At 74.3% G+C, this 12,000-nt stretch carries 8 protein-coding genes and 1 pseudogene; 1 reads left to right on the plus strand and 8 read right to left on the minus strand.

All coding sequences use genetic code 11. The features are described 5' to 3' along the window. Window positions 1-88: 88 nt before the first annotated feature. Complete coding sequence (locus ECOMGDLI_RS23585) at window positions 89-1,663, plus strand: alkaline phosphatase (protein WP_088319280.1); 1,575 nt, start codon at window positions 89-91, stop codon at window positions 1,661-1,663. Between the two features lie 34 nt (window positions 1,664-1,697). Here the strand turns inward: ECOMGDLI_RS23585 and ECOMGDLI_RS23590 are convergent, their stop codons facing one another. The 8 genes and pseudogenes from ECOMGDLI_RS23590 to ECOMGDLI_RS34830 form a co-directional block, all read right to left on the minus strand. Beyond that, on the minus strand, window positions 1,698-2,513 hold the full coding sequence (locus ECOMGDLI_RS23590; RefSeq protein ID WP_088319281.1) for a lytic transglycosylase domain-containing protein: 816 nt from the start codon (window positions 2,511-2,513) through the stop codon (window positions 1,698-1,700). Beyond that, on the minus strand, window positions 2,510-3,334 hold the full coding sequence (locus tag ECOMGDLI_RS23595) for a phosphate ABC transporter ATP-binding protein (protein ID WP_088319315.1): 825 nt from the start codon (window positions 3,332-3,334) through the stop codon (window positions 2,510-2,512). The genes ECOMGDLI_RS23590 and ECOMGDLI_RS23595 overlap by 4 nt, the downstream gene beginning before the upstream one ends. Before the next feature lie 29 nt (window positions 3,335-3,363). Next, window positions 3,364-4,413 carry a sortase gene (locus ECOMGDLI_RS23600; RefSeq protein ID WP_088319282.1) on the minus strand — a complete coding sequence of 350 codons (1,050 nt, stop codon included), beginning with the start codon at window positions 4,411-4,413 and terminating at the stop codon, window positions 3,364-3,366. Continuing rightward, the gene (locus ECOMGDLI_RS23605; RefSeq protein ID WP_143447878.1) at window positions 4,413-6,482 is read right to left on the minus strand and encodes an Ig-like domain-containing protein; all 2,070 of its coding nucleotides are present in this window, start codon (window positions 6,480-6,482) and stop codon (window positions 4,413-4,415) included. Before ECOMGDLI_RS23605 ends, ECOMGDLI_RS23600 begins: the two co-directional genes overlap by 1 nt. Beyond that, window positions 6,479-8,542, minus strand: a complete 2,064-nt coding sequence (locus ECOMGDLI_RS33995) for a hypothetical protein (RefSeq protein ID WP_143447879.1) — start codon at window positions 8,540-8,542, stop codon at window positions 6,479-6,481. Before ECOMGDLI_RS33995 ends, ECOMGDLI_RS23605 begins: the two co-directional genes overlap by 4 nt. A gap of 96 nt (window positions 8,543-8,638) precedes the next feature. Next, window positions 8,639-10,237: an Ig-like domain-containing protein gene (locus ECOMGDLI_RS23610; RefSeq protein WP_088319284.1), complete on the minus strand. Its 1,599-nt coding sequence runs from the start codon at window positions 10,235-10,237 to the stop codon at window positions 8,639-8,641. A 56-nt stretch (window positions 10,238-10,293) separates the two neighbouring features. Beyond that, a complete protein-coding gene (locus tag ECOMGDLI_RS23615; protein ID WP_143447880.1) occupies window positions 10,294-11,565 on the minus strand; it encodes a hypothetical protein in 1,272 nt (423 codons plus the stop codon). Between the two features lie 241 nt (window positions 11,566-11,806). After that, window positions 11,807-12,000: pseudogene (locus ECOMGDLI_RS34830) on the minus strand (hypothetical protein); the annotation flags it as partial.

Here is a 12,000-nt window from a genome sequence, read left to right on the forward strand (position 1 = left end):
GCCCCGCGGGGACGCGTCAGCCGCTCGTCATCCGCCGCTCAACCGCCGGGTCGCCCGACGTCCATCTGGCACCGCCACCGTGCTGCCCATGACGACGACCCCCCTCCCCCGCCGCAGCTTCCTCCTCGGTGCCGCCGGACTGGCCGGCGCCCTCCCCTCGATCACCACCGCCGCGCCGTCCCGGGCCGCGACCTTCGTCCGGTCAGCCGCCCCGCGGCTCACGCACGGCGTCATGAGCGGTGACGTCACCCGCTCCGGCGGTGTGGTGTGGGCCCGCGCCGACCGGCCGGCCCGGATGTTCGTCCAGCTCTCGCCGACCGGCGGGTTCTCGGCGCGCGACCGGGTGCGGACCGTCCGCGGCCCGCTCCTGCTGCCCGACAGCGACTTCACCGGCCGGGTGGTGCTCAGCGGCCTCCCGGCGGGCAGCGACGTCCCGTTCCGGGTCGTCCTCGCCGACCCGGACGCCGCGCGGCCGCACGGCGACCACGCCGAGGGCTCCTTCCGCACCGCGCCGCGGCACGGCGACGACGTCCGGTTCCTCTGGAGCGGCGACCAGGCCGGCCAGGGCTGGGGCCGCAACCCCGACATCGGCGGCTTCCCGATCTTCGACGCGATGCTCGCCCGCGACCCCGACTTCTTCCTCCACAGCGGCGACTCGATCTACGCCGACGGCCCCATCACCGGCGACATCACGCTGCCGGACGGGCGGATCTACCGCAACGTCGTCGAGGAGGCCAAGACGCACGTCGCCGAGACCCTCGACGACTTCCGCGGCAACTTCAAGTACAACCTCGCGGACGCCGCGATGCAGCGGTTCAACGCACGTGTCCCGTTCGTCAACCAGTGGGACGACCACGAGGTCCACAACAACTGGTACCCCGGCCAGATCCTCGGCGACGCCCGGTACACAGAGAAGAACGTCGACGTGCTCGCCGCCCGCGCCTTCCGGGCCTGGACGGAGTTCTTCCCCGTCGGCCCGCTCACCGCGAACCGTGGCCGGGTGTACCGCACGCTCTCCCACGGGCCGCTGCTGGACGTCTTCGTCATCGACATGCGCACGTACAAGGACCCGAACACCCCCGGCCTCGAGCCCGGGGCACCGGCCGCGCTCGACGGCATCCTCGGCACCGAGCAGGCCCGGTGGCTCGTGAAGTCGCTGTCCGAGTCGAAGGCCACCTGGAAGGTCATCGCCTCCGACATGCCGATCGGGCTGATCGTGCCCGACGGGGCGGTCGACATCGAGGCCGTCGCCCAGGGCGACGGCGGGGTGCCGCTCGGCCGCGAGCGGCAGATCGCGTGGATCCTCCAGCAGATCCACCGCCGCGGCATCGAGAACACCCTGTGGCTCACGGCCGACGTGCACTACACCGCCGCCCACTTCTACGACCCGGCGAAGGCGACCTTCACGGACTTCGCGCCGTTCTGGGAGTTCGTGTCCGGCCCGATGCACGCCGGGGCCTTCGGCCCGAACCGGCTCGACGCCACCTTCGGCCCGACCCAGGTGTTCGCGGCCACCCCGCCGCGGGCCAACGCCTCGCCGCTGGAGGGCTACCAGTTCTTCGGCGAGGTGACGATCGACGGCGACAGCAAGCGGCTCACCGTCGACCTGCGGGACCTGTCCGGCGCCTCGCTGTGGTCGGTCACCCTGGACCCGCAGGGCTGAGAACCCGCGTCGCCGCCGCCGCGTCCCGGGCCGGTCAGCCCCGGGACGCGGCGGCGTAGCCGTTGCTCGCCCGGGTCACGCGGGCCACGTAGGCCGAGGACGCGTTGTAGGCCAGGACGGCACGCCGCCAGGCGGCGCCGTCCCGCAGGTCCCCCGCGCCCGCGTGGCACAGGTAGCGGCCCGCGGCCAGGGCGGCGTCGGACAGCACGAACGGGTCGGCGACGCCGTCGCCGTCGCCGTCGGCCCCCCAACGGCGCCAGGTGCCGGGGATGAACTGCATCGCCCCGACCGCACGGTCGTGGACGGCGTCACCGTCGAACCGGCCGCCGTCGCTGTCACCGACGGCGGCGACCCCGTTGCCGTCCAACGGGATCCCGACGACCGGCGGGTCGGAGCGCCCGTCGGCCCCGAGGGCGGCACCACGGAAACGGCCGTGGTCGGACTCCACCGCGCCGATGCCCGCGAGCGCCACCCAGGACAGGTGGCATGCCGGGTCCTCGGCGGCGAGCCGCACCTCGGCGGCACCGTAGGCGGCCAGGGCCACGGCCGGCACGCCCACCCGGGGGGAGAGTCCCTCCGCCCAGCCCCGGAGGCGTTGCGGCCCGGCCGCTCCCGCCGTGCCACGGGGCTCCGGAGCCGTCGGCGCGGCAGCACCGGCGACCGGCGCGGTCGCGGTGTCGTCGAGGAGCGCCCCCTCGGCGCCGGCGACGAGCGGGTCCGGCACCGTGGCCGCACCGCGGGCGATCGTCACCGCCCATACCGCCTGGCCGCCGAGCAGGACCACCCCGGTGACGACCGCCGCCGCCCGCGCCGACCGGCGCAGCGCCGAGGTCCGGTGCGGCACGGTCATCCGAAGCGGCCGTTGACGTAGTCCGCCGTCCTGGCGTCGACCGGGCTCGCGAACATGAGGTCGGTGGGGCCGTGCTCGACGATGACCCCGGGCGCGTTGTGCTCGGCGAGGAAGAACGCGCACTGATGCGAGACCCGGGCCGCCTGCTGCATGTTGTGGGTGACGATGACGATCGTCACCTCGGTGGCGAGCTCCTCGATCGTCTCCTCGATGCGACGTGTCGACGTCGGGTCGAGGGCGGAGCAGGGCTCGTCCATGAGCAGCACCCGAGGCCGGACGGCGAGCGACCGGGCGATGCAGAGCCGTTGCTGCTGGCCGCCGGAGAGCGCGCCCCCGGGCTGGTGCAGCCGGTCGCGGACCTCCTTCCACAGCCCGGCCCTGGTGAGCGACTCCTCGACGAGCCGGTCCTTGGTGCTGCGCGGCGCCTTGGTCCCGGTGAGGCGCAGGCCGGCGAGGACGTTGTCGAAGATGGACATCGCGGGGAACGGGTTGGGCTTCTGGAAGACCATGCCGACCTGGCGCCGGGCATCGGTGAGGCGCCGGTTGCGGTCGTAGAGGTCCTGGCCGTCGAGCAGCACCTCGCCGGCCAGGGACGCGGAGGGGACGAGCTCGTGCATCCGGTTGAGGATCCGCAAGAAGGTCGACTTCCCGCAGCCGGAGGGGCCGATGAGCGCGGTGACCCGGCCGGCCGGCATGAGCAGCGACACCCGGTCGAGGATCTTGCGCTCGCCGAACCACGCGGAGATGTTGCGCGCGTCGAGCGAGGCGAGCGCGGTCGTCAGGTCGACGGTGGTCGGCGGGTGCGTCGTCGGGCTCGTCATCGTCGTCTCCTCGTTCTCGGGCAACGGGTTCACATGAGGTTCGGCAGGAGGCGGGCGACCTGGGCGCTCAGCGCGACGCCGATCGCGAGCAGCAGGGGGCCGCCTGCGGTCCAGGCCTGCCATGCGCCCCACCGGAAGCGGGCCCAGGTGACGGCGACGGAGGCGGCGAAGAGGAGCTGGGTCAGCAGGAGCACCCACACCCACACCCCTGGTTCGCCCTGCAGCGGGCGCTCCGGGAGCGGCAGCGACGCGGCCGTGAGCGGGCGCGGTCCGCTGTCGTGCACGGCCGGCGCGGGTCGCTCTCCCGGCTTCTGGGTGCTCACGAGGTCGGCGTCCACCCGCAGCGTGCCCTGCGGGACCCAGTCGCCGCCCGCCGCGGTCATGAGGATCATCCGGCCCTTGCCCGCCTGCACGAGCGGCGGTGCCGGGTCCCCTGCCCGCCGGACCCCGATGACGCGGTACGTCGCCGTGCCCTGGCCCGTCGTCACCGTGAAGACCTGGCCCTTGCGCAGCCGCTTGACGTCGTGGAACGGCCCGCCGAAGGCGGCCTGCCGGCCCATGAGGACGCTGACCCCCTCCTGGCCGGGCAGGGCGCTGTCGCGCCGGTGGCCCGGCCCTGAGCGGAGCACGCCGGACGTCGTCCCCTCGAGGACGACCTCACGCAGGCCGATCTGGGGGATGTCGAGGACGGCGACCGGCGTGCCGAGCGGACGCAGCCGTCCCTTCGCGTCGGTCTGGGTGACCGGCGCCGTGCCCGTGGCCAGCTGCCCGCGCAGGAGGGCGAACGCCGTCTGCTGGTCGCGGGCGTGGCGGACACCACCGACGACGCTGATCGTCGCCATGAACGTCAACGCCATGATGCTGACGATCGTCAGGACCGACGAGACGACGTAGAGCGGACGGTCCTGGGCGGACGCCGCCGGCCGGCCCGGGCCGGTGGGGGCCGCGGGCGGCGACGCACCCACGAGCGCCACGTCGTCCGTCCGCCGGACCTCCAGGCGCGCGGCGCCGGTGATGACCGGCGGCAGCGGCCGGGTGTCGTCCACGGCGGACGCCGTGCCCTCGACCGTGCGCGCCATCAGCGGGCCACCCGGACCGGTGGGCTCACGCGGTAGACGACCCCCGACGGGTTCGCGGCGGTGGCGCGGCAGCGCAGGGCGGCCCCGCGGTCGGCGGCGACCGGCCGGTACGTCGCCCGGGTGGCGCCGGAGATCCGCACCCGGTTGCGCTCCCACCGGTAGCCGACCGACGTGGCCCCGGTGAACCTCGCCGCGCACGTCACCGTCGAGCCGACGGCGGCCTTCCCGGTCACGGCGGCCTCGCGCTGCGGGACCGGCGGGAGCCCCTTCGCCATGACGAAGAAGGTCTCCGGGGACACGGACGTGTTGTACGGCGGGCTGTTCGCGGGCTCCGGCACGAACGTCGCCGTGACGTAGTAGAGGCCGAACTCGAGCGCGGGGACCGACACCTGGGCCCTGCCGGCCGCCAGGGCCGCCTCGCCGAGCGCCGTGACCGTCCCGTCCTTGTCCGCGTCGAAGCGCACCTTGCCCTTCGCCGTGACCTGGTCGAGCGTCGCCTCGAGGACGACCGGCAGCCCGACGTCCTGCCGGAACTGCGGCTTGACGACGATCGAGCTCACCGTCGGGATGCCGACGAGGAGCGGGTCCTGGCTCAGCCAGTGCTCGCTGTCGTAGAACCACAGCCGGGCGACGAAGAACCCGGACGACTGCAGCGTCAGGCTGTCCTGGCAGGTGACGAAGACGAAGTACTTCCCCGGGGTCAGCGGGGCCACGAGGTCGACCCGCTTCAGGGAGACGGTCGACCCGGCCGTCGTCAGAGCCCCCTCGACCGGGACGGCGAGACCGGCCGCCCACGCGCCGGGGCCCTTCATGGTCGCGACGACCGAGTCCCCGCCCGGGCAGGGTGTCGACGCGGCGAGGACGATGCCGAGGGAGTCCTTCGCGGAGCCGTTGGCGCCGTCCACCGTCAGGTCGTCGACGAACGCGCCGCCGCCCCCCGTGGACGGGGCGACGGTGAGCGGGACCGCTGCCGAGGAGGAGCCGGCGAAGGCGGCCGCGTCGGTGGGCACGAACCTCGCCGACAGGGAACGGCTCCCGGGGTCGAGCGCCGACGTCGAGAACGTCGCGGTCCCCGCGGCCACGGCGCCGGTACCGATCGCGGCACCGTCCGCCAGGAAGGTGACCGTCCCGGCCGCGGCCCCCGGGACGACCGTCGCGCTGAGGGTGACGGTGCTGCCCTGCGGTGCGGTCCCGGACGGGCTGACGGCGAGCGTCGTCGTCGTCGCCTGCTGGCCGGCGGTCAGCACGGTGACCGCCCGCGTCGGTGACACCGACGTGAGGAACGTCGTCCCCGACGGCACGAAGGTCGCGACGAGGTCGTGCGTGCCCGCGGCCAGCGTGGTCGTCGTCAGGCTCGCCGCCCCGGCCGAGAGGGGGACCGGTGCCCCGACGGGCACCGTGCCCTGGCCGGCGACGACCTCGCCGAACTGCACGCTGCCGGCCGCGGTCGCAGGGGTCACCGAGGCACTGAGCGTCAGCGGAGCACCGGCCGCGACCGAGTCCGCGGGGCTCAGCGTGAGTGCGGTCGTCGTGGCCGTCGCACCCGGGACGACCCAGGTGGCGGTCGGCCCCGGCCCGGTGCCGACCCCGCCGCTCACCGTGAAGGTCCCGTCGAACTGCGCCGTCGGCGAGGAGAACGCGTCGGGGTAGCAGACGAGCTGGAGGTCGTACGAGCCGTTGACGAGCACCTTGCCGGCGCTCTGGGCGAGCCCCTTGAGGTTGTTGTCGAGCGGGATCCCGCTCGTCGTGATGGCGTTGACGTCGGTCTGGTTCGCCGAGATGACGAGCGCCCCCGGGGCGATCCCGGCGTCGACGCTCTCGAAGAACCCGTTGATCGTCGTCGTCCCGGCGGGGCACGGCGCCGAGGTGCGGACGGCGACCGGGATCCCGGTGTCGGTCGTCGTCAGCGTGCCCGTCAGCGTGCCGATGCTGCGCGCGTACTCGTTCGGCGTCGCGTCCGCCGGGGCGCTCGCGACGAGCCCGGAGAGCACGAGCACGCCGGCGGTCGCCCCGCCGGCCCAGCTGCGCCACCGCATCCGTGCCGCGGTGGCACCCGTGCGTACGGTCATCGCCGGTCCGCCCGGCCGGCGCCGGTCCTGGGCCGGTCGTCGTCGGGCCAGGTCACCGCTGCGGCACCTCGCGTCCGGGTGCCGGCGTCGGGCCGGCCGCCCCGGGTCCACAGCCAGGCGGCGCCGCTCAGCGCCGCGACGACCAGGAGCACGAGCACGGGCACCGTGAACGCCGACCCGACCGTGACGGGACGGCGCGCGGCGGCCTCCTGCACCGACTTCTGCGGCGCGGAGAGCGTCTCCAGGGCCTTCGGAGCGGGCGACGCCGTCGCCCTGCCCTGCTCCGCCGCGAGCTCGGCGTTGCGGGCGTCCCCCTGCGCCTTGACGGCAGCCGCGTAGGCCGGGAAGACCTGGGCGAGCATGAGGTCCGGGACTCCCGCCACCGGGGGCTTCTTCGGTACCGGCGCGGTGAAGTTCTCCCCGTCGGTCACCGTCACGGTGCCGCTGAAGGTCGCCGAGGTCTTCGTGAGGAACTGGTCCGCGCAGCGGACCTCCACCCGGTACGGGCCGCTGAGCCGCTTGATGCCCTCCTCCTTCGCGAAGTTGCGCAGGTTGTCCTGCAGCGCGACACCGAAGGAGCCGTCGTGCCGGACGGGGGCGTCCTGGTTGGGGACGACGATCTTGCCGGCCTTCGGGAAGCCCCGGCCGAAGATGTAGCCGACGACGTTCGTCGCCTCCTTGGGGCAGCCGGCCGACGTCACCGCGTAGATCGGGGTGCCGATGGTGGCCTTGCCGGGCACGAAGGTCAGCCCGCCGTCCGCGGCGCTCGCAGGGGCGGCGCCGGCGCCGAGCCCCGCGAACGCGAGACCGGTGACCGTCAGGGCGAGCGCGACGGCCGTGCGCGTGGGACGGCGCCGGACGACGCGACCGCGGTCGGCGAACCGCGGCAGGGCCCCGGCCCGGGAGAGGTCGGGTGCCGGCGCCGCCGAAGGGCCGGTGCCGCCCGTCGGCCCCGTGGACGCACCGCCGCGACCGGGTGGCGGCGCGGGCCGGCGGCCCCGGCGCCGGAGCCAGAGGCCGACGAGCACCCCGGCAAGGACGAGCAGCACGAGGACGGCGACCCACGAGACGGCGAAGAACGACACCGACCCGACGGCCTGGGCGCTCGCCGGGTCGACGTTGCCGGTGACGGACACCGGGTCGACGACGACCTCCGCCTCGTTGAAGAAGGTGGGGACGACCTTCTTCACGGTCGTCGTGTAGGTGAGCTCGTTGCCCGGCAGCAGCTCTGCCATGTCGGGGAGCGCCACGGAACGGTCCGCGACGCCGAACAGACCGCCGACCCGGACGGTCTGGGTGCCCTCGAGGCGCACGTTGCCGGTGTTGCGCACCGTGTAGGTGACCTCGGCGTCACCGGTGAACGGCAGGCCGCCGGAGAAGTCGACGGCCGTCCTCGCCAGCTCGATCCTCGGCGTCAGGTCGCCCTTGACCCGGACGTACACCCGGGTGCCCACCCGGTTGTCCCGGTTGACGACGTTGCCCTTGGCGTCCTTGGTCGTGGTCCTGAGCGAGGCGATGATCGCCGCGGCGTGGTCACCGGGCTCGGCGCCCTTCGGGACCCGGATCTCGATCGGGGTGACGAACGCCGACCGGGCGGGGACGGTGACCTGGTTCCGCCGGAGCCTGACCCACGATCCGAGGTCCGTCGAGCGCTTGTCCCGCGTCAGGGCGTCGAACGCGCCCTCCGGGGTGTTCAGCGCGTCCGCGGCGTAGACCGTCAGGGTCACAGGCAGCGCGGAGACGTTGACGAACGCGACGTGGTCGAAGAACCGCTGCCCGGGAGCGACGTCCCGGTAGGTGAGGTTGGGGCGCGCGTCGGGCTTCTTCGCGGAGGCCGGCTGCACCCCGAAGCTGCGCTTCCCGTCGTCGCCCAGGCGGTTCTCGGCCGCCAGGAGCGGGCCGCGGGCGAGCGGGACCGTGACGCCCGCGGCCGACGGCGAGGCCGACGCCGGAGCCGCACCGGCCAGGGCGCCGCCGGCGACGGCACCGAGAAGACCGAGCGCGACGGCCGCTGAGGCGATGCGGCGGAAGGTCGGGCGGGACGTCGGCGGCGTCGTCATGGCTGTTCTCCGGTCTGGACACGTGCGGCGGGGCGGGGGACGAGGGTGGTCCCCGCCGGGCCCGGAGGCCCGGCGGGGACCGGTGGAGCACCTGACTCAGAGCGCCGTCAGGGTGAGCGTCGTGCTGTACGTGCCGGCCGTGGTGCTGGTCGGCGCCTGGAGCAGGAGCGCGGCGGTGAGCTCGGCGGTGCCGATGCTCGCGCCGTTGGCCGCGGTCGCGAGGACCTTGGAGGCCTTGATGCCGGCGCCGGTGGCGGCAGCCCCCGGGGCGGCACCGTTGGCCGGGGCCACCGTCGGACCGGCGGTCACGGTCTGACCGGCACCCGCCGTGATGACCCGCGGCGTCCAGCCGAGGTTCTCGCCGTTGATCTTCGCCGTGCCCGGACCGGTGAAGTCCGTCACCGACCCGTTGACCGTCCAGCCGAGCTGGCCCGCGCGGGTGTCCGTGACGACCACCGGCGCGAGGTCCTTCGGCGTGGAGACCAGGAGCGTGTTGCCCGGGTTGAGGGCGAGCGTCCCGAGGTCGACCGCACCACCGGCGGTGATGGTCAGCGTGCCGGCCCCGACCGTGGCGGTGATCGTCTCGGTCGCGGTCACGCCGGCGAACTGCGTGACGGTGACCGTGACGGCCGCCGAGGTCGACGTGAGGAACGCCGCGTTGCCCTGGTAGACCGCCGTGTAGGTGTGCCCACCGGCGGTCAGGCCGGTCAGCGAGATCGACGCGGTGCCGTTGGTGACGGCGGCCGTGCCGACGGTCGTGCCGCCCTCGGAGAAGACGACGGTCCCGCTGTTGACGGTGCCGCTGCCGACCGTGACCGCCGCCGACAGGGTGACGGCGTCAGCCGTCGTCGGGGCGGCCGGGCTCGACGACAGGGTCGTCGTCGTGGCCTGCGCCGGGGCCGTGATGGTGAACGGCACCGCCGCGGACGTGGAGCCGGAGATGTTCGCACCTGCCGCCGGGACGAACTCCGCCGTGAGCGAGAGCGTGCCCGCCGGCAGGGCGGTCGTCGTGAGCGACGCCGACCCGCCGGTGACGGCCACCGGGGCGCCGAGCGCCGTCGTCCCCGAACGGAACTGGACCGTGCCGGCGACCGCCGCGGACGACGTGACCGCCGCCGTGAGTGTCACCGACGCGCCGAGCGCCTGCGGGCTCGCGGGGCTGACCGAGAGCACCGTCGTCGAGGACGGCGCCGCGGCGACGGCCCAGACGGCGGTGGTGCCGGCGCCCGTGCCGACGCCGCCGGAGACGGTGAACGACGCGTCGAACTGCGCCGTCGGGCTCGAGAACGCGTCCGGGTAGCAGACGATCTGGACGTCGTAGACGCCGTTGACGAGCACCTTGCCCGCCGCCTGCGCGAGGCCCTTGAGGTTGTTGTCGAGCGGGATGCCCGACGTCGTCAGGTTGCCGACGTCGGTCTGGTTCGCCGAGATGACGAGGGCGCCGGGCGCGATCCCGGCGGCCGTGCTCTCGAAGAACCCGTTGATCGTCGTCGTGCCCGCGGGGCAGGGCGCCGAGGTCCGGACGGCGACCGGGATGCCCGTGTCGACCGTCGTGAGGGTGCCCGTCGCGGTACCGATGCTCGGGGCGTACTCGTTGGGGGCCGCGGACGCGGGCGACGCACCGACCGCGGTGAGCGCGGTGAGGGTGGCGGCCGTGACCACGAGGGCGGCACCACGGAACGTGGAGCGCTTCATGAGCGGGTGACCTTTCTCGGTCGTGCGGAACGAGGAGGGGTGGGCAGGGCGGGGGGTCACGGGCCGAAGGTGGCCGTGCCGCAGGCCACGTCGGGCGCCAGGCCGTAGAGCAGGATCGTGGCCGAGGAGGTGCAGATGTCCGAGGTCGAGCCGATGAAGGCCTGCTGGAAGCGGGCCACGTCCGCGGCGGGGACGTTGGTGAAGGCGACCTGCTGCGCCGGCGCCGTGAAGGTGGCGTCGACGAGCGTGCGCGGGACGAACGTGAACATCTGGCGGGTGAAGTTGGCCGTCGGGCCGCGGTAGCCCACGGCGGCGGAACCCTGGCCGTTGAGCGCGAACGGGTGCCGGACGTTGGCGTCGGTGACCGTGTTGGTCGTCGAGGTGAAGTCGACGGACGCGAGGACGGCGCCGCCGCGGATGTCGGTGACGACGCCGGAGCCCTGGACCGTCCACTGCGCGACGGAGTACGGCAGGATCTGGTTGCCCGCGTCGAGGAACGACCCCTGGTGCTCCTGGATCGGGGTGCCGTTCGCACCGCCCTTGCGGTCGCCGGGCAGGCCGTTGCCCGCACCGGTGCCGACGCCGGTCGAGTTCGCCGGGCCGCCGGTCACGCAGCTGCCCCACGTGGTGCCGGTGGCGGGCGGGGTACCGATCGTGCCGCCGGTCCCGCTGAAGTCGTAGTCGCTGATGCCGAGCGCCGAGGCCCAGAAGGCCCGGGTGCCCGCGGAGAACGACGGGACGAGCGGGACGATGTTGAAGCACGCGGCAGAACCTGCGACACCGTTGCGGGTGTAGAGGTCCTTGAGGAACGTCGCCGTGAGCTTCTTCGGGACCGTGCTGTTCTTGAGGACGGCGGGCGCGAGCGCGTCGACGGCGAACGGGATGCGCGCCATCGAGCCGGCCGCGGTGCCGCCGGGGAAGCTCGAGCTCGACGACCGGGCGATGCCGGCGCAGCCGGTGTAGTTCGTCGACCCCGGGTTGACCGGGGCCACCGGGTCGAGCGGCACGTAGGCCTCGCCCTGCATGGAGGCGCGCAGGCCGTTCTTGCCCTCCGTGGAGCCGCGCGGGCCCGACGTGACGCAGTTCGCGGCGGCCGGGCGGCCACCGGCCCCCGGGTAGTTCGCCGACGTGTCGATGTCGCGACCGATCGGGACGGTCTTGTAGTTCGCGATGTCACCGGACAGCGACGGCAGGACCGACAGCGCCTCGTAGACGTCGTCGGCGGTGTCGGAACCGATCGCCGCGAGCGCGGTCGCGCTCGTGGTGTTCGTGTCGGCCTGGGCCGGGCTGAGCGGCAGCGTCGCGAGCATCGCTGCCGCAGCTGCCACCCCCGCGACCTTTCGGGAGATTCGCACGGAGAGTCCTCTCACTGGACGGACGGACTGAACTGAGCGGTGCGTCCCGGTTCGCCGTCCGCACGCGTCCTCCCGGGGCGAGCGCGACCGTCGATCCGGTCGCCGGCAAGGGATCCACCGGCACGCGGAGCCTCACGGCCGGGGGCAACGGCGGGTGAACGCCGGGGCGACGGGAGGTCTAACGGCGCACACCCAGTCGCTACGGCGTTCGCGGTCATGACCTGCTCCGGCGCAGGCGCTCGGCGACCCGCGGCAGCAGCGGTCCGACCATGAGACCGCCCGCGCCCACGAGGAGGGCGACGATCATCGCGTAGCGGGCCCAGCCGTTGACGAGGGCGTCCGGCGGGGTCCGGGTCAGCGCGGGCACCGGGGACTGCAGCGCGGTCGCCGTGGGGGCCGGGGCCGGGA

This window comes from Kineosporia sp. R_H_3, assembly GCF_002198675.1.
Lineage (GTDB): Bacteria > Actinomycetota > Actinomycetes > Actinomycetales > Kineosporiaceae > R-H-3.